The organism is Halomonas sp. HMF6819 (genome assembly GCF_044335525.1).
GTDB lineage: Bacteria > Pseudomonadota > Gammaproteobacteria > Pseudomonadales > Halomonadaceae > Vreelandella.
The window spans coordinates 384,465-408,708 of the sequence record NZ_JBIQVY010000004.1 but is presented as its reverse complement, the minus strand read 5'-3'; the positions used below and the strand labels follow the sequence as shown (position 1 = coordinate 408,708).

The 24,244-nt window shown below is 63.1% G+C and carries 22 protein-coding genes; 7 read left to right on the top strand and 15 right to left on the bottom strand.

All coding sequences use genetic code 11. The features are described 5' to 3' along the window. Positions 1-50 precede the first annotated feature (50 nt). From ACGLWX_RS14210 to ACGLWX_RS14160, 11 genes are all read right to left on the bottom strand, one after another. On the bottom strand, positions 51-1,064 hold the full coding sequence (locus tag ACGLWX_RS14210; RefSeq protein WP_396240623.1) for a nucleoid-associated protein: 1,014 nt from the start codon (positions 1,062-1,064) through the stop codon (positions 51-53). A gap of 46 nt (positions 1,065-1,110) precedes the next feature. Beyond that, positions 1,111-1,872: an ABC transporter permease gene (locus tag ACGLWX_RS14205; RefSeq protein ID WP_396240621.1), complete on the bottom strand. Its 762-nt coding sequence runs from the start codon at positions 1,870-1,872 to the stop codon at positions 1,111-1,113. Then, the gene (locus tag ACGLWX_RS14200; protein ID WP_396240619.1) at positions 1,869-2,804 is read right to left on the bottom strand and encodes an ABC transporter ATP-binding protein; all 936 of its coding nucleotides are present in this window, start codon (positions 2,802-2,804) and stop codon (positions 1,869-1,871) included. Before ACGLWX_RS14200 ends, ACGLWX_RS14205 begins: the two co-directional genes overlap by 4 nt. Positions 2,805-2,891: 87 nt before the next feature. Next, complete coding sequence (locus ACGLWX_RS14195; RefSeq protein ID WP_396240617.1) at positions 2,892-3,170, bottom strand: peptidylprolyl isomerase; 279 nt, start codon at positions 3,168-3,170, stop codon at positions 2,892-2,894. Positions 3,171-3,250: 80 nt separating this feature from the next. Beyond that, positions 3,251-4,357, bottom strand: a complete 1,107-nt coding sequence (locus ACGLWX_RS14190; protein WP_396240615.1) for a serine hydrolase — start codon at positions 4,355-4,357, stop codon at positions 3,251-3,253. Positions 4,358-4,430: 73 nt separating this feature from the next. Further along, entirely contained in the window at positions 4,431-5,537 is a 1,107-nt protein-coding gene (locus tag ACGLWX_RS14185; protein ID WP_396240613.1) for an acyltransferase family protein, read from the bottom strand. A gap of 186 nt (positions 5,538-5,723) precedes the next feature. Next, positions 5,724-6,020, bottom strand: a complete 297-nt coding sequence (locus ACGLWX_RS14180; protein ID WP_396240611.1) for a hypothetical protein — start codon at positions 6,018-6,020, stop codon at positions 5,724-5,726. Positions 6,021-6,379: 359 nt separating this feature from the next. Beyond that, complete coding sequence (locus tag ACGLWX_RS14175; RefSeq protein WP_252106152.1) at positions 6,380-7,675, bottom strand: TRAP transporter large permease; 1,296 nt, start codon at positions 7,673-7,675, stop codon at positions 6,380-6,382. Beyond that, complete coding sequence (locus ACGLWX_RS14170; RefSeq protein WP_396240609.1) at positions 7,672-8,211, bottom strand: TRAP transporter small permease; 540 nt, start codon at positions 8,209-8,211, stop codon at positions 7,672-7,674. The genes ACGLWX_RS14175 and ACGLWX_RS14170 overlap by 4 nt, the downstream gene beginning before the upstream one ends. Before the next feature lie 78 nt (positions 8,212-8,289). Further along, positions 8,290-9,273, bottom strand: coding sequence for a TRAP transporter substrate-binding protein (locus tag ACGLWX_RS14165; RefSeq protein ID WP_396240607.1), 984 nt, complete (start codon positions 9,271-9,273; stop codon positions 8,290-8,292). A gap of 277 nt (positions 9,274-9,550) precedes the next feature. Next, the gene (locus tag ACGLWX_RS14160; protein WP_396240605.1) at positions 9,551-10,447 is read right to left on the bottom strand and encodes a LysR family transcriptional regulator; all 897 of its coding nucleotides are present in this window, start codon (positions 10,445-10,447) and stop codon (positions 9,551-9,553) included. Between the two features lie 152 nt (positions 10,448-10,599). On the opposite strand from ACGLWX_RS14160, the gene ACGLWX_RS14155 reads away from it, so the two are divergent. Then, complete coding sequence (locus ACGLWX_RS14155; RefSeq protein ID WP_396240603.1) at positions 10,600-11,802, top strand: CaiB/BaiF CoA transferase family protein; 1,203 nt, start codon at positions 10,600-10,602, stop codon at positions 11,800-11,802. A 12-nt stretch (positions 11,803-11,814) separates the two neighbouring features. Beyond that, a complete protein-coding gene (locus ACGLWX_RS14150) occupies positions 11,815-12,750 on the top strand; it encodes a hydroxymethylglutaryl-CoA lyase (protein WP_396240601.1) in 936 nt (311 codons plus the stop codon). Here ACGLWX_RS14150 and ACGLWX_RS14145 read toward each other — a convergent pair. The 4 genes from ACGLWX_RS14145 to speB all read right to left on the bottom strand — a co-directional run bounded on the left by ACGLWX_RS14145 (position 12,747) and on the right by speB (position 18,290). Then, a complete protein-coding gene (locus ACGLWX_RS14145; protein ID WP_396240599.1) occupies positions 12,747-14,192 on the bottom strand; it encodes an aldehyde dehydrogenase family protein in 1,446 nt (481 codons plus the stop codon). The two genes, ACGLWX_RS14150 and ACGLWX_RS14145, sit on opposite strands and share 4 nt — an antisense overlap. After that, positions 14,189-15,823, bottom strand: a complete 1,635-nt coding sequence (locus ACGLWX_RS14140) for a 5-guanidino-2-oxopentanoate decarboxylase (protein ID WP_396240597.1) — start codon at positions 15,821-15,823, stop codon at positions 14,189-14,191. The genes ACGLWX_RS14145 and ACGLWX_RS14140 overlap by 4 nt, the downstream gene beginning before the upstream one ends. A 9-nt stretch (positions 15,824-15,832) precedes the next feature. Then, complete coding sequence (locus ACGLWX_RS14135; RefSeq protein WP_396240595.1) at positions 15,833-17,215, bottom strand: YjiH family protein; 1,383 nt, start codon at positions 17,213-17,215, stop codon at positions 15,833-15,835. A 124-nt stretch (positions 17,216-17,339) separates the two neighbouring features. Continuing rightward, positions 17,340-18,290 carry an agmatinase gene (speB, locus tag ACGLWX_RS14130; RefSeq protein ID WP_252106143.1) on the bottom strand — a complete coding sequence of 317 codons (951 nt, stop codon included), beginning with the start codon at positions 18,288-18,290 and terminating at the stop codon, positions 17,340-17,342. A 217-nt stretch (positions 18,291-18,507) separates the two neighbouring features. Between speB and ACGLWX_RS14125 the strand changes: the two genes are divergently transcribed. The 5 genes from ACGLWX_RS14125 to ACGLWX_RS14105 all read left to right on the top strand — a co-directional run bounded on the left by ACGLWX_RS14125 (position 18,508) and on the right by ACGLWX_RS14105 (position 24,219). Next, positions 18,508-19,905, top strand: coding sequence for a sigma-54 interaction domain-containing protein (locus tag ACGLWX_RS14125; protein ID WP_396240593.1), 1,398 nt, complete (start codon positions 18,508-18,510; stop codon positions 19,903-19,905). An 83-nt stretch (positions 19,906-19,988) separates the two neighbouring features. Further along, a complete protein-coding gene (locus ACGLWX_RS14120; RefSeq protein ID WP_396240591.1) occupies positions 19,989-21,113 on the top strand; it encodes an ABC transporter ATP-binding protein in 1,125 nt (374 codons plus the stop codon). A gap of 33 nt (positions 21,114-21,146) precedes the next feature. Next, on the top strand, positions 21,147-22,418 hold the full coding sequence (locus ACGLWX_RS14115) for an ABC transporter substrate-binding protein (RefSeq protein ID WP_396240589.1): 1,272 nt from the start codon (positions 21,147-21,149) through the stop codon (positions 22,416-22,418). A gap of 63 nt (positions 22,419-22,481) precedes the next feature. Next, complete coding sequence (locus tag ACGLWX_RS14110) at positions 22,482-23,366, top strand: carbohydrate ABC transporter permease (RefSeq protein WP_396240587.1); 885 nt, start codon at positions 22,482-22,484, stop codon at positions 23,364-23,366. A 13-nt stretch (positions 23,367-23,379) separates the two neighbouring features. Next, positions 23,380-24,219 carry a carbohydrate ABC transporter permease gene (locus ACGLWX_RS14105; RefSeq protein WP_396240645.1) on the top strand — a complete coding sequence of 280 codons (840 nt, stop codon included), beginning with the start codon at positions 23,380-23,382 and terminating at the stop codon, positions 24,217-24,219. The last annotated feature ends 25 nt before the right edge of the window (positions 24,220-24,244 follow it).

Below are 24,244 nucleotides of genomic sequence, written 5' to 3'. Positions count from 1 at the left end.
TCTGTCGTGATCCTTCGCTTTTTCTACTGACCCGCCGCCGCTAACAAAGGTCACTCCTTGCGCTTGGCGAGCTGCTCCTTGAGCTGTTTGGGAACCTGCTTGATGATTAGCCGGTCCTGGCCTTCGTCGTACTCGATGCTCGACCCCAAAAGATGCGAGTCGAAGCTGATCGAAACACCCCCGGCGCGGCCGGTGAAGCGGCGAAACTGGCTCAGCGTCTTCTTGTCCGGCGGAATCTCCGGCGAAAGGCCGTAGTCGGCGTTGCGAATATGCTCATAAAACGCTTTGGGCGCTTGCTCGTCGACCAGCCCCGAGAGTTCCTCGAGCGTCATCGGCTCGCCGCGGCGCATCTGCTCGTGGGCGTAGTCCACCAGCGTATCGGTTTTCTCGCGGCTGGCCTCCTCGTCGAGGTCTTCGCGCTCGACATAGTCGCTGAAGGCCTTGAGCAGCGTGCGGGTTTCCGCCGGCGCGTCGATGCCCTCTTCCATGCCGAGCACCGCCGCCACGCCGTCGGCCAGCTTCTTCGCGCCGCGGTCTTTCAAAAACGAGACGTACTGCTGGCTGCCCGCGCCATCGCCCTGCTGCCACTGGGTCAGATTGACCCGCGCGGCCAGCGTAAGCTGCTGGGTATTGAGCTGCGCGGCGGGCACCGCCTGGTGCGCCTCACCGATGCCGATGCCTTCACGCTGATGCACCAGCGCAAACAAGAGCGTTTCGGTATCGCCCTGGCGCTGGTGGGCGATGACCAGATAGCCGCCCACCGAGAGCGCCTCCTGTAATTCGCGGGCCAACCGCTCGGTCAACTGAGTGCTCAGCGCTTCGAACGCCAGCTCGCCTTTCATATACGCTTCGAGCCATGCGACCAGCGGCCCGGCCTGCTCGCCTTCGCTGGCAAACCGCCCCCAGCCCTTCGCCTTGGTGTTGTAGGTGTCCGCGAGCTTGCTGACCAGCGCGGCCATCGTGTCGTCGTTACTGTCGGCAGCCCCCGGGGCGGCAGTCACGGTCAGGCGTTCGCCGTCCAGCGTAGGGTCCAAACGGTGCACGATGCTTTGCAAAAGCGGCATAGAGAAAAGAGCCTTTTAAGCGGTTGAACGATCGATCGAAAGAGGATCAGGGCTTGAGTCGGTAGCCGGTATGGAAGATCCAGCCCACCATGGCCAGGCTCGCGGCGAGAAAGAGCGCGATCATGACCACACTCGCCGCCAGGCTCACATCGCTGATGCCGTAGAAGCTCCAGCGAAAGCCGCTGACCAGATACACCACCGGGTTGGCCAGCGTCACGGTCTGCCAAAACGGCGGCAGCATGTCGATGGAGTAGAAACTTCCGCCCAGAAACGTCAGCGGCGTGATCACTAGAAGCGGCACCAGTTGAAGCTTGTCGAAGCCGTCGGCCCAGATGCCGATGATGAACCCCAGCAAACTGAAGGTAACGGCGGTGAGCACCAAAAACGTCAGCATCCAGAACGGATGGGCGATTTCCAGCGGCACGAAAAAGCTCGAGGTGCCCAGAATGATCAACCCAAGCAGCATCGACTTCGACGCCGCCGCTCCCACGTAGCCCACCACCACTTCCAGATACGAAATGGGCGCCGAGAGAATTTCGTAGATGCTGCCGGAGAACTTGGGAAAGAAAATCCCGAAGGAGGCGTTCGACACACTCTGGGTCAACAGCATCAGCATGATCAGCCCGGGCACGATGAAAGCGCCGTAGCTCACGCCGTTGATTTCGCTGATACGCGAGCCGATCGCCGCGCCGAACACCACGAAGTAGAGCGAGGTCGAGATCACCGGCGAAACGATACTTTGCAGAAGCGTACGCCGGGTGCGCGCCATCTCCGCCATGTAGATCGAACGGACGGGGTAGAGATTCATGAACGCTCCTTGACCAAATCGACGAAAATATCCTCCAGCGAGCTCTGCCGAGTGTGCAGATCCTTCACCAGGATCTCCTCTTCGTTGAGCACGCTTAAAAGCGCTGACACGCCGCGGCCCTCCTCTTCCTGGTGGCCATCGTAGGTATACACCAGGGAGCGGCCATCGCAACCAAGCGTCAGGGTATCGACCTGCAGGCGCGGCGGCAGCGCCGAAAGCGGGGTATGAAGCTCGAGGGTAAGCTGCTTGCTGCCGAGCTTTTTCATCAGCGCGGCTTTCTCTTCCACCAGCACGACTTCGCCGCCGTTGATCACGCCGATGCGGTCGGCCATCTCTTCGGCCTCTTCGATATAGTGGGTGGTGAGAATGATGGTGACGCCGTCGTCGCGAAGCTTGCGCACCACCTCCCACATATCACGGCGTAGCGCTACGTCTACGCCGGCGGTGGGCTCGTCGAGAAACAGGATGCGCGGCTCGTGGGAGAGCGCTTTGGCGATCAATACACGACGTTTCATGCCGCCGGAGAGCGTGATCAGGCGGTTGTCGCGCTTATCCCACAGCGTCAGCGATTTGAGCACCTTTTCGATATGCGCGGGGTTTGGCGCTTTGCCGAACAGGCCGCGGCTGAAACTCACCGTGTTCCAGACCGTTTCGAACGCTTCGTTGGTCAGCTCCTGGGGCACCAGACCGATACGCTCGCGCGCCTGGCGGTACTGTTTGACGTTATCGAAGCCGTCGACCGTCACGCGGCCTTCAGAAGGATTGACCAGCCCGCACACCAGGCTGATCAGCGTGGTCTTGCCCGCGCCGTTGGGGCCGAGCAGGGCAAAAATTTCGCCACGCTGGATCGTCAGATCCACGTGTTTGAGCGCTTGAAAGCCACCTTCGTAGGTTTTGTTCAAGCCCTCGATCGAGATAATGGGGTCGTTCAAGGCGTGCTCCTCACACCGCAGCGGGCCACGGTGCCTGGCGGCCCAAAGCGGCCGGCGCCAACCGCACGCCGGCCGGCAACAGGCCGATTAACTGCGGCTGGTAACTTCGAGCAGGTGGTAGCCAAACTGGGTCTGGACCGGGCCGTGGACCTGGTTGAGTTCGCCGTTGAAGACGACTTTATCGAACTCCGGCACCATCTGGCCGGGGCCGAAGGTACCCAGCTCGCCGCCCTGACGCCCGGACGGGCATTTCGAGTGCTCTTTTGCCACGTCCGCGAAGTCGCGGCCGTTTTCAATCTCTTGCTTCAGCGCGAGGCACTGCTCTTCGCTGTCTACCAGGATATGACGGGCGCTGGCACTGGCCATGATAAGCCTCCAATGGATTCGTTTAAGGGAGCCATAGTTTAGAAACCTTAGTTTAACACGCACGCCGCCGGCCTGGGGGCTCAGGGTGTGCCTACCGCGCCGGTGATTCTGAGCGCTTCACCCACGCGGGCCAAGGCCTGCTCGTGGGCAGCGCGCGGCGGCCCACCGCGGGTGCAGGCAACGATCACCCAGGGCCCCGCGGTTTGCGCGGCCGCCTCGCTATAGGCAAGCCCCGCATCGCAGCTTCGATGGTGCTGGGTGCCGGTTTTGTGGGCGAAAATGATGTCCTCGCCCAAGCCGCGCTTCAAGCGCGCCTGACCGGAATGGGTGCGCGTCATCACCTCGATCAGCGTTTGGAGCTGGGTGGCGTCGAGATCGTCATGCTCGGCGTGTTCGAGCGAGGCGAGCAGGTCGCCGTAGGCGCGCAGCGTCGCGGTATTTTCGCCGGTGCGCTCGTAGGCATCGAAGGCGCTTTCGTAGTCGGGCTGGCGAAGGCTCTCTCGCGGGACGCCCAGCCGCCGCGCCAGCGCCGCGGGGCGCTGGCTGACGCGGTGCTGGCGAAGCTCGATGAAGTCGATACCGGAAAGCGAGCGCGCCTGGGGGTGCAGCTCGCCGTACACGCCCTGGCGCACGCCCTTGAGCGTCGTGATCGGCCCGACGTCGCTCGGGTCGCCGCCGCTGACAGCCACCATTTGCGCCGCCCGGGCGTTAACGGCGCCGAGCCCGACGCGGTCGATCAGCATGTCGGTGGCAGTGTTATCGCTGACGGTGATCATCTGTTCGAGCAGATACTCGATCGAGATTGGCGTGCCCGGGTCGTGCCAAATCACCGGGCCGGCGCCGTCGACGAAGTCGCTTTGGGCAAGCGTCAGTCGCTCAGCAAGCATTAGCTCGCCCGCCTGGCGCCGGGCCAGCACCTCGGCGGCCACCGGCACCTTGATCAGCGACGCCAAATACCAGGGGATGTCCGCCTGCCAGGAGAACGCTTCGCCGCTTTGTAGATCCTGAACGTAGACGCCCAGCGCCCCGCCAAAAGCGTCTTCGATGGCGGTCAGGCGAGTGCTTAAACTTCCTTGCCAGGCACTTTGTTTATCGACTTCAAAATACCAGTCGGCTTGGGCCGGTAGCGCTAATGAGAGCGTCACCAGCAAAAGCCCGTAGTTGAGCGTGCGTATCAATCCTCGCAAAGCGTTACCTCGGTATTATTGCGTCTGTAGCGTTACGCCTGTGTCGTTCAGGTCGCCCTGGAGCACGCGGCCTTTACCGGCGTGCTGCCATCCAGCGGGTGAGCCAGATCCACAGCGCCGTGCCGAGAATCAAAAGCCCGCCGATGCCCAAGGACTGGGGGTAGGTGATGGTCTCATTCAAGCCCAGCAGAAAGCGCAGCACCAGAAAGATCATCACGATATGAAAAATGAACGCCTTGAGCGCGTCGCTTCCGACAAGGGTCAGCGGTAAAAGTGCCCGGGCGGCGGCGCGACCGCCGGCCAATGCCAGGCCCAGAAGGATGAAGGCTCCGCCGAGGCTAAAGAGCATGAAAGCAAGCCCTGGAGGGTGCTTGCCGACATTGTTGGCCACCGCCGTCATGGCCGCGTACACATCACCCTGGGCCGCCGCAATCGCGTAGAACGCACTGACCATCACCGCGCCGAGCGCGATCAACGCAAGCATCAACCGGCGCTGCGCGCGCTGCTCGCCGTGGCAGCGAAGCGCCGCCTCGCCGATCAAAAGCCCGATGAGGATGAGCGGCGCACGGCTGATTTGCCCCCAGGCGTAGTAGTCGGGATGATCGACCAGTAGTGCTTTCAAAATGGCGTAACCACCGAAATCGAAGCCCTGAAGCCAGGAGGAAAGCGCGGCGAGCCCGATGATCGCCGCCAGCCGCGACCAGAGCGGCGCGCGGGCCCATAGTGGCAGTATCAGCGGCACCCAGACGAGCGCGATGGCGTAGAAGCCGAGGATTTCCACCCAGATGGCGAAGTTGGCGTACAAAAGCGTATTGAGAATGTCGGCGGGTGCGTAGAAGGGCAGCATTTCGACGATGGTCAGCGCCTTGTACCAGAACCAGACCTCGACGGCGCGCAGCCAGAGCTTCAGCCGCCGTTTGGGCCAATCCTCTCTTTGAGTGCGTGGCAGAAACGCCACCGCCAGCGCGATGCCGAACACCGTAATGAACAGCGACGAGGAGAATTTGGTGAGCAGATGCACTGGCACCATGCCCCACTCGGGCACGTTGGCAATTCCCACCAGCCCGCTGACGGTGTGGCTCAAAATCATCAGGCCAATGGCAATACCGCGGGCAAGATCGATCGCTTCGACCCGCCCATCCAGACGTGGCAACACCGGCACTTCGTTAAAACTCGGCACGTAACGTACATCCCTGTCGGCGGCTTAAAGGCGAGCGCCCAAGCCGTAGTGGAGAACGTTAACCTTAGCCCAACGCGCAAATCAGGGGTAGCGAAGCCCTTTAAACGCAAAACGCCCCGCAATCGGCGGGGCGTTTCGTGGCTCGTCCGTGAACCAGAGAGCAGTTACTCCTTGATCAAGAACGGGTTACCAGTTGCTGTCAGACTCCTTTTCGGTATCGGTTCCCCACTCTTCCTGCTCCTCCTCTTCTTCCTCGTAAGTAAACTCCTGCTCTTCCTCTTCGTACTCGGTCGTTACACCCGGCTGCTGATCCGTTTCATAACTTTGGTAGGTGCCCTGACCATCTTGCATGGTGTCTTCGTGCGGCGTTGGTTCCTGCGGGGCGGTAGTGTCTTCTTCCATACCGGCAAAGGCCAGCGGGCTTGCCATCAGCCCGAAAGAGACGCCGAGGATACCCAGCTTTTTCAGAGATTCCTTCTTCATGATCGTACCTCCTGGTCGTTTCGCTTTGCTGCTTTTAAAACGTGGGCGAAAGATGAAATGCCCGGTTAATATGTTTACTGAGTCGAAACGAGAGCGAATCGTCCTCCTGACGTTGCGCTCTCGGCCCACTCACTGCAGCGGGCGTACCAGATTGGCGCCTACTTCTTTAAAACCATTAAATATCATAAACTTAAATAAAAATCCTGTGTGCCAAAACCTGTCTCAAACAAAAAATAATGAGAATAGTTTTGTTTACGGTTGGCACATGGGCCGAGGTGGTCATGTCAATCGGGATTAGCAAAACGCCGGCTTTGGTGCCGGCGTTTTACTTACCTCATTCCAAAAGGTGTTAAGGCCTTTTAGTAGCCCATCACCCCCGGAAGCCAAGTCGCGAGCCCTGGAATGGCGATCAACAGCAAAATCGCGAGTATCACCGGAATCAAAAACGGCAGGACCGCCTTGACCACTTGGCCGTAGCGCAGTCTGGTGATGCTGACCATCATGAACAGCACCGTGCCGAAGGGCGGCGTGATGACGCCGATTGAGAGCGTAATGACCATGACGATGCCGAAGTGTACCGGATCGAGGCCGGCGGTCAGCGCGGCGGGCACCACGATCGGGGTAAAGATCAAAATGCTTTCGATCACCGACATGAAGCAGCCGATGAGCAAAAAGAACAGCGCAAAGCAGATCAGAAGCGCGAAGGTGGGCATGTCGAGACTCGCGACCTGGCCCGCCAGCGCTTGAGGGATGCCCATGCGCACCAGAATCCAGCCATAGAAGCTCGATACGGCAATGATCAAAAGAATCACCGCGCTAAACATCAGCGTGCGGCGAAACGCATCGTACAAACTCTTCAGGCTCAGATCGCGATACACCAGCCCGCCCAACACCAGCGCGTACAGCGAAGCGATGGCGCCGGCCTCGGTCGGCGTGAAAAAGCCGCCCCAAATACCGCCGACGATAATGGCGGGCATCAGCAAGGGCAGCGCCGCCCGCTTACCCGTGCGGCCTACCTCACGGATATCGAAAGGCGTCGGCTCCGGCATTACCACTCGCCCGGTGGCGCCCAGCACCACGGTCATACCCATCAGCAACGCCGCCATCAAAATGCCGGGCAGAAGCCCCGCCATGAACAGCCCGCCGATACTGACGTTGGCAAGCCACCCATACACCACCAAAGCGATGCTCGGCGGCAGGATGGGGCCGACAACGCTCGAGGTCGCGGTGATGCCGGTGGTGTAATCGAGCGCATAGCCGCGCTCTTTCATTGCCTTGATTTCGATACTGCCAAGCCCCGCGGCGTCGGCCACGGCGGTTCCGGACATCGTAGCGAAAATGGAACTCGCCACTACGTTGGCGTGACCCAGCCCACCGCGGGTAAAGCCCACCAGCGCCGTGGCGAAGTCAAAAATACGCGTGGTGGTCGAGCCCAGGTTCATGATGTTGGCCGCCAGAATGAACAGCGGTATGGCCAGCAGCGTGAAGTTGTTGAGCGTTTGCACCATGCGAAGCGATAGAAGCTCCACCGGCAGCCCGCCCGCGCCGGTCACCGTCAGCGCAATAAAGGAGGTAACGCCAATGGCGACCACCACGGGCAGGCCGATCATCATCAGCCCCAGCAGCCCACCCACGAAAATGGCAAGTTCGGTCACGAAAGCGCCTCCTGCTCAGCGGGCTCGATGAGCCAGTCGACCGGGCCTCGCAGCGTTTGCCACAGCGCCAGCACCGCCATGGCGGCAAAACCGGTAAACAGCGCGTAGTAAAGATAGGCAAAGCTGATGCCCAGCGAGACGGTATTGTTGTTAACACTGACGCCGGCCATGATCCAGGCCCCCCAAGCGGCCAGCACGAAAAAGCCGGTAGAGACGCCGGCAATCAGCCGGTACTGCACTTGGCGTCCGATCACACCCAGCCGGTGGCTGAACAGATCCACGACCAGATGATCACTTCGCACCCAGGCCGAAATCGAGCCGAGGCTGACGGCGTAAATTGCCATTAGCGATACCACCTCCTCGGTCCAGGGCATGCCCCAGTTCAGTAAATCCCGGGCCAGAACCGCCAAAACGATCAGTCCTAAAATCCCGACCAAAATCGCGACGCCCAAACCGTCGCATACGCGTGTCACCCAGCGCAGCAGGGTCAAGGCGAAACGATCGATCCCGTGTGCGGGCGCCCGTGCTTCATCCACAGGTGAACTCCTTCATGAAAACGATGAGCGGCGCCTCGAAAAAGGCGCCGTCAAACCTGATGATTACTGAGCAGACCGTTACTGAGCAGAGTTAGCGCTGATCGCGTCTTCGCGCACGCCGTCGGCCATTTCCGACAGTACCTCGTCGATGGCGGGCATCGCCGCCTCGCGGAAGGCCTCCGTATCCGGCTCGATCACCGTCATGCCCTCTTCCTGCAGCGCTTCCAGGTAGTAGTCGTCGAGCTCACGCTCTTGCTCGTTACCGTACTCGCGCGCCACGTCGACGGCCTCCTGAATCAGCGTCTGGTCCTCTTCGGAAAGCCCTTCCCACCAGCGCGAGCTGGCGACCCAGCTCCAAGGGAACTGCACGTGGCTGGTCATGATCAGGTAGTCCTGCACTTCCCACAGACGCCGCGTGTAGGGTGAAGAGAGCGAGTTCTCGTGACCGTCGACCTGACCGGTTTGCATGGCCAGATAGATTTCCGGGGCGGGCACGTTCACTACCTGAGCGCCGATCTCCTCCCATACCCGTAGCCAAATCGGCAGCGACGGCAGGCGTAGACGAAAGCCCTCGAGGTCCTCGGGCGTGTGGATTTCCTTGTTGGCCGTCATGTGGCGCGGTCCGCGGTGCTGAAGCCCTAGAAACTTGAGCCCGCCGCGCTGTTCGGCCTGCTCCACCATGGTTTGGCCCGACGGGCTCTCGAGATAGCCATCCACCTGGTCCCAGGTGGTGAACAGAAACGGCACGGTGATAGCGTCATACTCCGGCGCGTACTGCTGGCGCCAGTTGCCGCCGGTCAGCGAGATTTGAGTTTGGCCCAGGTTGAGAAGCTCGAGCACCGAATCCTCGCCGCCCAGCGACCCTGCCAGGAAGGGGCGCACATCGAAGCGACCCGGCGCCTGCTCTTCCAGGTACTCGGAGAAGCGCTCGACGGCGGCGCTTTCCGAGCCACCTTCGCTCATGGTGTTGTTGACCTGGATTTCGATCGTATCGGCCAGCGCGAAACTCGCAGCCGTGAATATGCCAAAGCCTGCCAGCGTGACCAGTAGTGATTTTTTCATTGTCATCACTCTCTACGGTTGTCGTTATTGAGTATCGAGGGGTAGCAAGTGTGCTGGTTAGATCTTGTGACAAGCAGGGGGGCGGGCTCAAATCGACGTTCGTGAAGGAAGACTTCGTCAAATACGATGGTTGCAAACGCCGATGTGGCGCGGGGTTCTTTCAAAGCCTGCGGGCGCTTAAGACTAAAGAGGGATACCCCGCGCTGCGTTTGAATAGCGTGAGTGATGGCTTTTGCCCGTGGAAGGCCGGGTTTTCAAGCCACGACCCGGACCCGGCTCAGGTAGCGGCGCTTTGGATCAGATGATCGACCAAATGGCGAGCTGTTGCAGGCAGCGTGGCGTAGCGGCGCATACCGATCACCAGCTCGCGGCGCGCCCAGCGCTCCTCGAGCGGAAGGCTCACAAGCTCGAGATCGTTCAAATCGCGGTAGAGCGTTCGTTCGGGCAGTATGCCCACCCCCATGCCGTGATGGATCATGCGACAGATCGCATCGAAACTGCGCACCTGAATCCGCATGCGCAGCGCGCCTCCCGCGCGCTGGGAGTGTTCGGACAGTAGCATCTGAAGCGACGCATCCTGCTGCAGGCCGATGAAGTCGAAATCGAGCGCATCGGCAAAGTTAACGGATGGGCGGTTGGCCAGCGGATGTCGGGCGGGCATCACCAGCATGAGTCGATCCTGGTGGTATGCCAAACACTCCAAATCCGGTGCCTCGACATGGCCAGCGAACACGCCAATATCGGTCAGCCCGTCGCGCACGGCGGCAATAATCTCGCTGCTGACCCGCTCCTGCAGGTCGATCTTGATGTCCGGGTAGCGCTGTGAAAACGTGCTCAAATCCTGGGGAAGAAAGGCGATGATGGCCGAGGTGTTGGAGTGCATGCGTACGTGGCCTTTTACGCCGTCTCCGTACTCGCAAAGCTCCGCCTCGAGGCGCTCGATGTCGTCGAGAATCCGCCGGGCATGGTGCAAAAAGGCCTGCCCCGCCGGGGTCAGCTCCACGCCGCGCGGCTTGCGGTATAAAAGCGTGGTGCCCACCAGCGTTTCAAGGTCGCTGATACGCTTGCTCACCGCCGCCAACGCCATGTGCTCGCGCGCCGCCGCCGCCGTGAGCCGCCCTTCCTCGGCCACGGAAATGAAGAGTTTTAGGGTCGTGAAGTCGAACCGACGCATCGCAAGGGCTCCTGTCGAGCGAGACTGCCATACTAGCGTATACCTTCGCAGGCGACGAACCCCCGCTTATTCATTGCCTAATTGTCGCGCCTGGCGGGCTGTCGCATTCTGGCGCTCGACAATAATAGATCCGCCTGCACGAGGTATCCGCCATGCCCGCCCCTGAACGTGAACTGCCGCTAAAAAGTATCAAGGTACTCGAACTCGGCCAGCTCATCGCCGGCCCCTTCGCCACCAAGCTGCTGGGTGAATTCGGCGCTGATGTGATCAAGATCGAGCCGCCCGGCACCGGCGACCCGCTTCGCAAATGGCGAATACTGGAAGAGGGCACCTCGCTTTGGTGGCACGTTCAGACCCGTAACAAGCGCTCTGTGGCGCTCGATTTGCGCAGCGAAGAGGGCCAGGCGCTGGTACGACAGCTGGCCCGCGAGGCCGACGTGGTCGTCGAAAACTTCCGCCCGGGCACGCTGGAGGGCTGGGGGCTAGATTGGGAGGCGCTTTCCGCGCTCAATCCGGCGCTGATCATGGTGCACATCTCCGGCTACGGCCAGACCGGCCCCTACCGCGACAAGCCCGGCTTCGGCGTCATCGGCGAGGCCATGGGAGGCTTACGCTATCTGACCGGTCAGCCCGGTGAACCCTCGGTACGCGTCGGCGTGAGCATCGGCGATTCGCTCTCGGCACTCTACGCCGTGATCGGCACGCTGCTCGCCCTCCAGGAGCGGCAAAAGAGCGGACTGGGTCAGGAGATCGACGTGGCGCTGTACGAGTCGGTGTTCGCCATGATGGAGAGCCTGCTGCCCGAGTTCGATGCCACGGGCCAGGTACGCGAGCCCGGCGGCAGCGCCCTGCCCGGCATCACGCCCTCTAATGCCTACCGCTGCGAAGGCGGCGATTTCGTGCTGATCGCCGGCAACGGCGACAGCATCTTCAAGCGCCTGATGGGCGTGATCGGCCGTGAGGACCTGGCCGGTGACCCCGCTCTTGCCCATAACGACGGGCGCAGCCTGCACGCCGATATGATCGACGCCGCCATCGAGGCCTGGACGCAGACGCGCACCCGCGAGGTCATTCTGAAGGCGCTGGACGAGGCCCGCGTCCCCGCTGGCTACCCCTATACCGCAAAGGACATCGCGGCTGATCCGCACTATCTTGCCCGCGAGATGATCCAGACCTTCACGCGGGAAAGCGGCGAGCCGCTCAAGGTGCCCGGCGTGCTGCCCAAACTCAGCGCCACCCCCGGGCGGCTGGGCAACGGCGGCCCCAAACTCGGCCAGCACACCGAGGAAGTGCTCGACGAGCTGGAGATCGATCACGCCACCCGCGCCAAACTGCGCCAGGCCGGCATCATTTAAAGGAGCGCACCCATGCTGACGCAATCCCCCTACCCCGCCCGCGTAGAGATCAACGAGGTCGCCCCTCGCGACGGCCTTCAGATCGAATCACGCTTCGTGCCGACTGAGGACAAGATTCGCTGGATCGACGCGCTCTCCTCGACAGGCCTTTCGCGTATCGAAGCCACCTCCTTCACCTCGCCCAGGGCGATTCCCAATTTGGCGGACGCGGCTGACGTGGTCACCGGGATTCAGCGCCGGGAAGGGGTCGACATCACCGTGCTGGTGCCCAACCTCAAGGGCGCCGAGCGCGCGCTCGCCTGCCAGGTGGACGAACTCAACCTGGTGATGTCGGCCAGCGACAGCCACGGCCTGGCCAACCTGCGCATGACGCCGGCGCAGTCCCTCGAGCGCTTTCGTGAGATCGTGGACGTCGCGCGCGAACGCGATGTGTTCATCAACGCCTCGCTCTCCACCACGTTTGGCTGCCCGTTCGATGGCGTCGTAGTGCGAGAGCGCGTGCTGATGCTGATCGAACAGCTGGTGGACATGGGGATCGAAGGCGTGACGCTGTGCGATACCACCGGCATGGCCAACCCGATGCAGGTCAAAACGCTGTGTGAGGCGGTCATCACCCGCTGGCCGTCCACCGCGTTCACACTGCACGTTCACAATACTCGCGGCATGGGGCTGTCCAACGCATTGGCGGCTTGGCAGGCGGGCATCACCCGCTTCGACGCCGCGCTCGGCGGACTGGGCGGCTGCCCCTTCGCCCCGGGCGCAACGGGCAACGTCTGCACCGAGGACCTGGTGCACATGTTCGAAGCCATGGGCGTGGACACCGGCGTGGATCTGGACGCCCTGCTGGAAGTGGCCGCCACGCTGCCCGAGCTAGTTGGTCACGACGTGCCCGGGCAGGTGGTCAAGGCAGGAAAATGGGACCGGCGCTACCCGATGCCGGCGCGTTAAGCCGGCCCCACCACGTGTTTCACCTCCAGATACGCACTTAGCCCCCAGGGGCCGAGTTCACGCCCGATGCCGCTTTGCTTGAAGCCGCCCCAGGCGGTTTCGGGCAGTACCAGCTGCTCAGAGTTGTACCAGATGCTGCCGGCCTTGAGCGCACGGCCGATGCGCTTGGCGCGATCGAAGTCGCCGCTGATCACCGTGGCGGCGAGGCCAAAGTCGCTGTCGTTGGCAAGTTCGATCGCCTCCGCCTCGCTTTGGACGCTGCGCGCACACAGCACAGGGCCGAAGATCTCCTCGCGCCACAAACGGCTTTCTACCGGCACGTCGCGGTAAAGCGTCGGGGCGGCGAAGTAGCCCTGCTCGGGCAAGGTGTAGTGGGTGTGATCGCGCAGCGCGGTCAGCCCTTCCTGTTCGGCGATCTTCAGGTAGCCGTTGACGGCGTCCCGCTGTTTGGCGCTGGTGAGTGGGCCCAAGTCGGTGCCCTCGCTGAGCGGGTCACCCAGAGTGAGCGCATCCATTCGTGTGGCAAGCGCCTCAAAAAGCGCCTCGGCAATATCTTCGTGCACTAAAAGGCGCGAGGTCGCCGAGCAGATCTGGCCGGCGTTGAAGTAGATACCCGCCATGACCCAATCGGCGGCCTGCGAAGGATCCGCGTCCTCCATCACCAGAATCGGCGACTTGCCGCCAAGCTCCAGCGACACCCCGGCGGTGCGGGCGGCGGCGGCCTTCATCACCGCCTCGCCGACGCGGTTGCTGCCGGTAAACGACACCTTGTCCACATTCGGATGGCTTGCCAGCGGCGCGCCGATACCCTCACCGTCGCCGTTCAAGAGGTTCAGCACACCCGCGGGCAGGCCGATGTCGAGTGCGATCTCCGCCAGCGCCTGCTCGGGCAGCGGCACTACCTCGGAAGGCTTCAGCACCACGGTGCAGCCCGCAGCCAGCGCCGGAGCGAGCTTCCAGGCGCTGGTGACCAGCGGGAAGTTCCAGGGCGTGATCAGCGCGACGACCCCGGCAGGGTCGTGATAAACCCGCGCCTCGACGCCTTCCATCTCGACCTCGACCCGCTCGCCCTGGCGGGCGTCCAGCGCCCGCGCCTGGCCGGCGTAGTAGCGATAGCAGGCGATCGCGTCGTCCAGGTCGATACCGGCTTCCATCAGCGGCTTGCCGTTGTTGGTGGCACTCAGCTCGATCAGCGCCTCGCGCCGCGTCGTCAGGGCCTGCGCGAAGCCATCGAGATACTGCGCTCGCGCCTCGCCACCCAGCGCCTGCCAGCCAGGCTGGGCGGCGCGGGCCGCCGTAACGGCGGCGTCGACGTCCTCCGGCGCCCCGGTGGTCACTCGGGCGATCACTTCCTCACGGTAGGGGTTCACAACGTCGAGTGTGCGGGTCGCTTTCGTGGCCACCCAGCGGTTATCGATGAACTGCTGATCGAGGATTTTCATGGCGCATCCTTGTTGGTAACGCCGCGCTGCCAGGCGGAGGCGTCGATTTCAATGAGAAGCGGGCGGGCGTCGTCGCGCTCGGAAAGCGCCGCCGCCAATTGAGAAGGGCTTTCGATATGAACGGTCGGGCAGCCGAAACCGTCGGCAAGGATCAAAAAGTCCGGCGCCTTGAGGTCTACGCCCAGGCGCGCCACGCCGTTATCGTCCATGTAGCGGCGGATCTCCTCGTACCCCGCGTTGTGCCACAGCAAAATGACGACCGGGATCTGCTCCTCGACGGCGGTGGCGATCTCCGAGAGCGTGAACATCACCCCACCGTCGCCCACCAGCGCCACCACCGGAAGCTGCGGCTGAGCGAGCTGGGCGCCGAGCGCGGCGGGCAATCCGTAGCCCAGCGTCCCGTAGCCGGTCGAGGCGTTGAAGTAGCGCCGAGGCGCCGGCTGACTGACCAGATGATTGCCGGCGTAAACCGGTGCGGTGGAGTCGCCCACCAGAATCGCCTCGGGCAGATGCTCGGCAAGCGTCTCGTAAAGCGGCACGAAGGTGGAAAACGCCGGATCGTTTTCCAGATCGAGTTCCGCTAGCGCTTCACTGACCCGCTCGGCGCCGCCCCGGGATAGCAGCTCGGGAAAATACTCGGCCAGAAGCGCCAGCGTTCGCCCGGCATCGCCCACCAGCCCGAGCGTGGTGGCCTGATTGCGCGCCAGCTGCTCGGCGTCGATATCCACGCGAATCAGCGTACCGTTAAGCTTGAAGCCGTCGTCGAACACCACGTCATAATCGGTTTCACCGAGTTCGGTGCCCACGGCGAGAATCACGTCAGCATCAAAAGCCAGCCGGCGCACCGCAGGGAGTGCTGCGTTGGCGCCGAGATCCAGCGGGTGGTCACGCCCCAAAAGCCCCTTGGCGTTGATGGTGGTCACCGTCGGCGCGTCGAGCCGCTCGACCAGCGAGTGAGCAGCCTGGAAGGCGTCCTCGCAGCCGCCGCCCAGGAGCACCAGCGGGCGCTTCGCCTCCTCCAAAAGCCGCGCCGCCTCGCGTAGGCCTTCCGGGTCCGGCGCCGCGCGGTAAAGGCGCGGTGCCTTCCAGGAGCGCGGCGGCGTGACCGGCGCGTCGAACAGGTCGATAGGGATCTCGATATGCACCGGACCCGGGCGCGCCCCATTGAATACCGCAAAGGCGCGGGCCAGCACGTCAGGCAGCGTGTCGGCGTCGAGCAGCGTATGGCTGAAGCGCGCCACGCCGCTGATCACCTGCTGCTGGCTTTGTAGCTCATGAAGTCGGCCCTGGCCGAGCCCCAGGGTATCGCGGCGGTTGACGCTCGAGATCACCAGCATCGGCACCGAGTCCGCCAGCGTCTGGCCCATGGCGGTGGCGATATTGGTCATGCCGGGGCCGGTGATGATCAAACAGACCCCGGGCTTGCCGCTGGCGCGGGCATAGCCGTCGGCCATGAAGCCCGCGCCCTGCTCGTGGCGCGGGGTGACGTGGCGAACGCCCCCGCTTTCAAGGCCACGGTAGAGCTCGACCGTGTGCACGCCGGGGATGCCGAAGAGCGTGTCGACGCCGTAGGTGTCGCGCAGAAGGCGAATCAAAAGCTCAGCGCAGGTCATCGTATCGTGAGCCGTCATGGCATTTCCTTAGAAGAACAGGGTGTGCGCCATCAATGCGATGATCGGCAGCGTAATCACGGTGCGCAGCAGAAACACGACCGCCAGTTCCCAGAGCGCGATGGGAATCTTCGACTTCAGCAGCAGCGCGCCGATTTCGGACATGTACACCAGCTGCGTCATCGACAGGCACGCAATGACGAAGCGAGTGAGCTCGCTGTCGATATTGGTGGCCAGCACCGCGGGCAGGAACATGTCGGCAAAGCCGACCAGTGTGGCGGGCGCGGCGGCCTGGGCTTCGGGAATGCGCAAAAGCTCCAGCACCGGCACCATCGGGTAGGAAAGCCAGGTAAAGAGCGGTGTGAACTCGGCCAGAATCAGCGCGATGGTGCCGATCGCGAACACCAGCGGTAGCAGCGTCAGGAAAATGTCGATGACGTTAATCAGCGCCAGTTTGGCAAGCTGCGCGGGGCCGGGCGCACCGGCGGCGCGGCGCGTGGCCTGCTGCAGGCTGTAGCGGAAAAGCCCAGCGCGGCCGGTGTTCTCTTCACGAATCTGACAGCCCACCGGCTCGTAGTAGTCGTCGGCCTTCAACGACAGCGGCGGAATGCGTGAAACGACGATCGCGGCGATCAGCCCGGACACCACCACGGTGAAGTAGAACGGCACGAACAGGTGGTTCAAATCGACGAAGTTGACCACCAGCAGGCTGAAGGCAATGGACGCCACGGAAAAGTTGGTGGCGATCACCGAGGCTTCGCGGCCGCTATAGAACCCCTGCTCGTACTGCTGCGAGGTAATCAGCACGCCCACGGTGCCCGAGCCCATCCAAGAGGCGGTGGCATCGATGGCGCTGCGCCCCGGCAGGTTGAAGATGAGGCGAAACGGCTTGCGCACCAGGCTTCCAATAAATTCCATGAAGCCGAACTCGACCAGAAACGGCAGCAAAATCGCAGCGAAGAAGAAAAACGTCAGCAGCACCGGCGCCAGGTCATTGAGCATGACACCGCCGGTAAACGAGGCGGTGACGAACTCGGGCCCCACCTGAAAGTAGGTCATCACCACAAAAATGGCACCCAGCACGCGCAGCGCCACCCAGATCATTCCGACCTGGAACATGTCGCCAAAGTGGCCGCCTTGAGCCCAAGTGGGTTTTGCGGCTTTCACGTAGAGCGTGACGACGACCGACACGCACAGCACCACCATGGCGATCAGCGGCAGCGCCTCGCCGAGTAGCGCCTGTAGGCCATCGGCCATCATCCCCATGCCGATGTTGACCGACTCACCGCTTTGAAACGGCACCAGAAACAGCAGCACCCCGATGATCGAGGGAATCAGGAACTTGAGCAGATGGCGGCGCGGGATGGCCTCGTCGGGCGCGCGCTCATCGCGTATCGCTTGAGGGTCGGACATGATGTTCACCTGTTGGAAATGATTATCGAAGGTGGGCTGGCGGCGTTTATACGAAAGGTTCGACCTTCCTTTTTGTAGTATCCGTATCGCGTTCAGACGGGCGCCCGAACGGCGCCCAACGCGATCACTCTCCTTTCTTCACTCCCGGCAGTACGCAGAGCATTTCATACAAAAGCGTGGCGCCCATCAGCGCGGTATTGCCGCTGGTGTCATAGGGCGGAGAAACCTCGACGAGATCGCCCCCGACGATGTTGAGCCCCGCCGCGCCGCGCACGATCTCGAGGCCCTGATGGGAGGTCAGACCGCCCATTTCGACGGTACCGGTGCCCGGCGCCACCGACGGGTCGAGGCCGTCGATGTCGAAGCTGATGTACACCGGTGTATCGCCCATCTGCGCGCGCACCTCCTCCATCAGCGGCGCCAGCGACTGGTACCAGCACGCTTCTGCCTGGACCACGCGAAAGCCCTGGTCGCGGCACCAGTCGAAGTCCTCGGCGGCGTAGCCGGTGCCCCGCAGGCCAATCTGCACCACCTTCTCTTTCGCCAAGAGTCCCTCTTCCTGGGCGCGGCGGAAAGTGGTGCCGTGGGCGATCTCCTCGCCGAACATGTGCTCGTTGACGTCGGCGTGGGCGTCGATATGAATCAAGCCCACCGGGCCGTGCTTTTTGGCCATGGCACGCAGAATCGGCAGCGTCATGGTGTGATCGCCGCCGAGGGTCAACGGCACGCAGTCGTGGCTGAGCACGTCGTCGAAGAACGCGGTGATAATGTCGACGCTCTTGGGCAGATGGAAGGTGTTGATCGGCACGTCGCCGATGTCCGCCACCTGCAGGGACTCAAAGGGCGCGGCGCGGGTGGCCATGTTGTAAGGGCGCAGCATGCGCGACTCGTCGCGAATCTGGCGCGGCCCCATGCGCGTGCCGGGCCGGTTGGAGGTGCCGATATCCATCGGAATGCCGATGAACGCGGCATCGAGCCCCTTCGCGCTCTCTTGAGCGGGCAGGCGCATCATGGTCGCCGGCCCGCCAAAGCGCGGCACGCTGTTGCCGCCCAGCGGCTGATTGAAGTCACTCACTGCGCTTCTCCTTTCCTTGTAGCGATTCTCGAGCCCAGCGTCCTGAACACCGAGCCCGATCATGGGGTTTACTCAGCTACTGCATTTAACGTGCCAGGCGGGCGGCGCCCCGCCAATCGGCCTTCTTGCGCTTCGATTAATGCAAAACCGACTCAAAAAAGCGTAGTATCGAGTCGTTTTTGCATTGACGAGTCACTATCGGTTCGAGGAGAACGGCGTGGACGAGATTGATCGCAGCGTGCTCAAGACTATCGTGGAGACCGCCAACGACCACTTCTTCATCGTCAGTGGTGATGGCGAGATACTGGACATCAGCCCCGGCGTGGAGGCGGTGTATGGGCTCCCGCGCGAGGCGCTTCTGGGCAGCAACGTCAGGGAGCTTGAGCGCGACGGCGTGCTCAAACCCTCCATCAGTATGGAGGTCATGCGCACCCACCGCCCGGCGCAGCTGATGCAGGTCACCGGCACCGGGCGAAGGGTGATCGCCGAAGCCCACCCGGTCTTTGTGAACGGCAGGCTCGAGCGCATCGTCAGCCGCTCGCGGGACATGACCGATTTGCAGCTTCTCCAGGACGAGTACGCGCTGCTGCAAAAGCGCTTCAACGAGCACGTCAAGCGCGGCCAGAGCGTGGCCGACGACCCGGCGCTCGACAGCGCCCTGGAGGAGCTTCAGGTGCGAAGCCACACGATGCGCGAGGTCGCAAGGCTCCTAAAGCGCGTGGCGCCTTCCGGGGCTAGCGTGCTGATGCTGGGGGAGTCCGGCGTGGGCAAAACGGCGTTTGCCCGCCAGCTTCACCGCTGGAGCGAGCGCGCGGCCGGCCCCTTCATCGAGGTCAACTGTGGCGCCATTCCGGAGAACCTGTTCGAGTCCGAGATGTTCGGCTACCAGCCCGGCGCGTTCAGCGGCGCCGCCCGCCAGGGCAAGGCAGGGCTTCTGGAGCAGGCCGAAGGCGGCACGCTGTTTCTCGATGAGATCGGCGAGCTTCCGCTGTTGATGCAGACCAAGCTCTTGAAGGTGATCCAGGACGGCAAGATGACGCGCCTGGGCGACACCCGCCCCCGCCGGGTCGATTTCCGCCTGGTGGTCGCCACCAATCAGGACCTGGCGGCGCGCGTGCAGGAAGGCCTTTTCCGGCTGGATCTTTACTACCGCCTCAACGTGATTCCCGTGACGCTGCCCGCGCTTCGCGAGCGTCGCGAAGACATTCCCGCGCTTGCCGAGGCGTGCCTGGCCCGGCTCAACGCCCACTACGGGCGGCAGAAGTTTCTCGACAACCACGTCTGGTCGACGCTGATGGGAAGCGACTGGCCCGGCAACGTGCGCGAGCTCGAGAACTGGCTGGAGCGCGCCTGGCTCTCGAGCGCGTTCGATCGCATCGAAGGGTTCGAATCCCCTTCTTCGCTCGCTAGCGCCCCTCACACGCCACCGACGCCAAGCGCGCCGCCGCCCCTGGAGGACGAAACCCTGCCCGCCTACCTGGCCCGCCTGGAGCGCGAACTTATTGAGCGTGGCTGTCGCACGCACGCCAGCACCTACGCCCTCGCCGAGCACTTGGGGATCAGCCAGTCAAGCGTGGTACGCAAGCTCAAGCGCCACGGGCTGACGCTTCGCTGACACGCTTTTGCCACACAAGCGTCACACAACGGCAACCTCCTTGACCCACAGTGATTGGCCAAGACCCACCGTTGGTGAACACCATGAGCCAATCGCGCATTCAACTGGCGGGCGTTTCCAAGCAGTGGGGCGCTACCGCCGCCGTCGACGACATCTCGTTTGAGGTGACGCCAGGGCAGTTCGTCATTCTGCTGGGGCCCTCCGGCTGCGGTAAATCGACCACGCTGCGTATGATCGCCGGGCTCGAAGAGGCCACGCGTGGCGCGATTCATATCGGTGAGCGCGACGTCACCCGCGCCCCGCCGGGCGATCGCGGCCTCTCCATGGTGTTTCAGTCCTACGCGCTCTTTCCCCACCTGAGCGTGGCCGAGAACATCGTCTTTGGCCTGAAGAGTCGCCGCGTGCCCAGGCCCGAGCGCGACAAGCGCCTGGCTCACGTGGCGGCGTTGGTCGACCTGTCGCCCTATCTCGACCGCAAGCCGGCGAATCTGTCCGGCGGCCAGCGCCAGCGGGTGGCGCTCGCCCGCGCCATCGTTTCCGAGCATCCGATCTGCCTGATGGACGAGCCGCTCTCGAACCTGGACGCGCGCCTTCGAGCCGACATGCGCCGCGAGATCAAGGCGCTGCAGCGCCGGCTCGACATGACGGTGATCTACGTCACCCACGATCAGGTGGAAGCCATGAGCATGGGCGACCGGGTCATTTTGATGCAGCACGGCCGCATCGTTCAGGACGCCACCCCGAGCGAGCTCTACGACCGCCCGGCGAGCGCCTTCGCCGCCAGTTTCATAGGAAGCCCTGCGATGAATCTACTGCCATTGATAGCCGGTGATGCCGGTGCCGTGATCGACGGCGACACCACGCCCGTCGCGCCGCTGGAAGCCGCCGGCGGAAAGCTCGGCGTTCGCCCCGAGGACATCACGCTTCGCGCTGAAAGCGAGCCTGGCGTGGCCGCGCGCATCAACGGTGAAGAGTACCTGGGCGCCGACACCGTCGTTCACGTGAGCGTGGGCAGCCACTCCCTTCGCGTGCGCGTCAACGGCCGCCCGGCGCTCGAAGGCGCGGCGTGCCGGCTCTACTGGGCGCCGGACAAGGCGCACCTGTTCGCCGCCGACGGCCTGCGCCACGAGCACCTGACGCCCCGCGCCTTCGCCGCCGCGCCGAAAAGCGTTGCCCGTCCGCCGACGGTGGGCTCGTTCCAGCACTGATTCCCCTCTCTCGCCCCCTAAAAGGAGTTCGTCATGTTGTCTCGTCTTCCCTTTGCCCTTACCGCGTTGGCCGCCGGCCTTTTGAGCGCCACCCAGGCCAGCGCCGCGGTCGATCTTACGATGTACTACCCGGTGTCGGTGGGCGGCGCCTTGACCGACGTAATCGACGAACTGGTCGAGGAGTTCGAGGACGAACACCCGGAGATCGACGTCGAAGCCATCTACGCCGGCAACTACGACGACACCCGGGTGCGCGCGATGTCCGCCATTGAGGCCGGCGATACCCCGCAGCTTTCGGTGATGTTTTCCATCGATCTGTTCGAGCTGATCGAACAGGACGCCATCGTCGCCTTCGACGACCTGGTCGAGACCGACGAGGAGCGCGCGTGGCTCGATGGCTTCTACCCCGGACTGATGGAGAACGGCCAGCTCGACGGCAAGACCTACGGCATTCCCTTTCAGCGCTCGACCATCGTGCTGTTCTGGAACAAGGACGCGTTTGAAGCCGCCGGGCTCGACCCGGACACCCCACCCCAGAACTGGGACGAAATGGCCGAAATGGCTCAGACCGTGCGCGAAGCCAGCGGCGATCAGTGGGGCGTCATGGTGCCCTCTACCGGCTACCCGTACTGGATGTTTCAGGCCTTCGCTTACCAGAACGGCCACCGGCTGATGAACGACGCCGGCACCGAGGTCTATTTCGACGACCCGGCCGCCATCGAGGCGCTGGAGTACTGGGTATCGCTGGCCGAAGACGGCGTCATGCCCGGCGGCACCATCGAGTGGGGCACGCTTCGCCAGAACTTCCTTGAGCAGTCCACGGCGATGATGTGGCATACCACCGGCAATCTGAGTGCCGTGAAGAGCGATGCCGACTTCGATTTCGGCGTGGCGATGCTGCCGGCCAAAACCCAGCGCGGTAGCCCCACCGGCGGCGGCAACTTCTACATCTTTGCCGATACCAGTGACGAGGAGCAGCGCGCCGCGATGACCTTCATCCGCTGGATGACCGCTCCGGAACGCGCCGCAGACTGGTCGATCGAAACCGGCTACATGGGCGTGAGTTCCGCCGCCTACGAGACCGAGGCGCTACGCGACTACGTCGAGGCCTTCCCGCCGGCGGCGGTCGCCCGCGATCAGCTGGAATTCGGCACCGCCGAGCTTGCCACCTATGAGGGCGGGCGCATTCGCCGCACGCTCGATAACGCCGTCCAGGCCGCGCTCACCGGTCAGATGACGCCAGAGGAGGCGCTGACCCAGGCGCAAGCCGAGGCCGACCGCATCCTGCGCCGCTACGCCCGCTAAGCCGGCCTGACCTTTCAGGCGCCGGGCCTTGGCCCGGCGCTCACTCACCGGCGAGCCTTCATCATGACGCTGACCGCCCACCGCAAGCTACAGCTCTACGGGGCACTGCTACTACTGCCCGCCGCGCTGCTGCTTGGCCTGTTCGCCTATCTGCCCACGATTACCACGGTGATCCAGAGCCTTTATCTGCCCGGCTTTCGCGGCGCGCCGCCGGCATTCGTCGGTCTCGAGAACTACCGGTACCTGTTCGAGGATCCGAAATTCTGGCAGGTAGCGCGCAACAACCTGATCTATGCGCTCGGCACCATTCCGGTCTCCATCGCGCTGTCGCTTGCCATGGCGCTGCTGGTCAACCGGCGACTTCCTGGCCGCGGGCTTGTGCGCATGGCCTACTTCACGCCGACGATCCTGCCGATGATCGCCGCGGCCAATATCTGGATGTTCTTTTACGCCCCGCAGATCGGGCTGTTCAACACGCTGCTCGCAGCACTCGGCTTTTCCGGAGTGAACTGGCTGGGCGACCCAAGCGTGGCGCTTTATTCGATCATCGTGATGTCGGTGTGGAAGGAAGCCGGCTTTTTCATGATCTTCTATCTGGCGGCGCTGCAGGCGATTCCGCCGGAGCTCAAGGAAGCGGCGGATCTCGAAGGCACGAGCCGCGCGCGCTTTTTCTGGCGGGTGACCTTTCCGCTTTTGATGCCGACCACCCTGTTCGTTTTGATCAACGCGCTAATCAATGCCGTGCGCGTGGTCGATCACCTGTTCATTCTCACCAAGGGCGGGCCGAATAACGCCACCAACCTGCTGCTCTACTACGTCTACGAGAACGCCTTCGCGTTTTTCGACCGCACCACCGCGGCCACCATTACCGTGGTGATCCTGCTGGTGCTCGCCGTGGTGGCCACGCTCAAGTTCACGCTTCTCGATCGCCGAACCCACTACCAATGACGACTTCATGCCCATGAGCACGCTCGCCGCCGCCCTTCCCCGCCGCCTGGTCCCGGCGCTTTCGCTGGAAACTCTGGCCGCCTGGCTTCTGGCCATCGTCTGGATCTTTCCGCTGCTCTACGCGGTATGGGCGGCGTTTCATCCGCCGGCGTTCATGGTGCGCTTCGAGCTCTTCGCGCCATTGAGCCTTGAGAACTTCAAAACCGCCTCGGCCCAGGCGCCGTTCGCGCGCTACTACCTCAACACCTTTTTGCTGGTCACCGGCGTGGTGGCGGCGCAGTTTGTGGTGTGCACGCTGGCGGCCTTTGCGTTTGCACGTTTCCCCGTGCCCGGCAAGAACGCGCTGTTTCTGCTGGTGCTGATCCAGCTGTTCGTATTTCCCGAGGTGCTGATCGTCGAGAACTACCGTATCGCCAGCGGCCTTGGCTTGATCGACACCATCGCCGGTATGGGGCTGCCTTACGTGGCCAGCGCCTTTGGCATCTTTCTGCTGCGCCAGACCTTCAAGACCATCCCCCGCGAGCTCGAGGACGCCGCGCGCATCGAAGGCTGTAGCTGGCTCGGGGTGCTGTGGAAGGTCTACGTGCCGCTGGCCAAGCCGACGTACCTGGCCTACGCGCTGGTCTCGGTCAGCCACCACTGGAACAACTTCCTGTGGCCGCTGGTGGTGACCAACTCGGTCGAGAGCCGTCCCCTCACCGTGGGCCTGGGCGTTTTTTCCGCGCCGGAAACCGGGGTCAACTGGGCCACGGTCAGCGCGGCGACGCTTTTGAGCATCGCGCCGCTTTTAGTGGCCTTTCTGCTGTTTCAGCGCCAGTTCGTGCAGTCGTTTCTGCGCGCGGGCATCCGGTAGCGCTCGCTTTCGTGCGACAATCCCC

Excerpts from the sequence above, each read along its gene's own strand:
- ACGLWX_RS14195 (WP_396240617.1), bottom strand. The coding sequence starts at position 3,170 with ATGGCCAGTGCCAGCGCCCGTCATATCCTGGTAGACAGCGAAGAGCAG.
- ACGLWX_RS14120 (WP_396240591.1), top strand. The coding sequence starts at position 19,989 with ATGAGCCAATCGCGCATTCAACTGGCGGGCGTTTCCAAGCAGTGGGGC.
- ACGLWX_RS14145 (WP_396240599.1), bottom strand. The coding sequence starts at position 14,192 with ATGAAAATCCTCGATCAGCAGTTCATCGATAACCGCTGGGTGGCCACG.
- ACGLWX_RS14150 (WP_396240601.1), top strand. The coding sequence starts at position 11,815 with ATGCTGACGCAATCCCCCTACCCCGCCCGCGTAGAGATCAACGAGGTC.
- ACGLWX_RS14135 (WP_396240595.1), bottom strand. The coding sequence starts at position 17,215 with ATGTCCGACCCTCAAGCGATACGCGATGAGCGCGCGCCCGACGAGGCC.
- ACGLWX_RS14110 (WP_396240587.1), top strand. The coding sequence starts at position 22,482 with ATGACGCTGACCGCCCACCGCAAGCTACAGCTCTACGGGGCACTGCTA.
- ACGLWX_RS14160 (WP_396240605.1), bottom strand. The coding sequence starts at position 10,447 with ATGCGTCGGTTCGACTTCACGACCCTAAAACTCTTCATTTCCGTGGCC.
- ACGLWX_RS14155 (WP_396240603.1), top strand. The coding sequence starts at position 10,600 with ATGCCCGCCCCTGAACGTGAACTGCCGCTAAAAAGTATCAAGGTACTC.
- ACGLWX_RS14180 (WP_396240611.1), bottom strand. The coding sequence starts at position 6,020 with ATGAAGAAGGAATCTCTGAAAAAGCTGGGTATCCTCGGCGTCTCTTTC.
- ACGLWX_RS14115 (WP_396240589.1), top strand. The coding sequence starts at position 21,147 with ATGTTGTCTCGTCTTCCCTTTGCCCTTACCGCGTTGGCCGCCGGCCTT.
- ACGLWX_RS14105 (WP_396240645.1), top strand. The coding sequence starts at position 23,380 with ATGAGCACGCTCGCCGCCGCCCTTCCCCGCCGCCTGGTCCCGGCGCTT.
- ACGLWX_RS14140 (WP_396240597.1), bottom strand. The coding sequence starts at position 15,823 with ATGACGGCTCACGATACGATGACCTGCGCTGAGCTTTTGATTCGCCTT.
- ACGLWX_RS14210 (WP_396240623.1), bottom strand. The coding sequence starts at position 1,064 with ATGCCGCTTTTGCAAAGCATCGTGCACCGTTTGGACCCTACGCTGGAC.
- ACGLWX_RS14165 (WP_396240607.1), bottom strand. The coding sequence starts at position 9,273 with ATGAAAAAATCACTACTGGTCACGCTGGCAGGCTTTGGCATATTCACG.
- ACGLWX_RS14205 (WP_396240621.1), bottom strand. The coding sequence starts at position 1,872 with ATGAATCTCTACCCCGTCCGTTCGATCTACATGGCGGAGATGGCGCGC.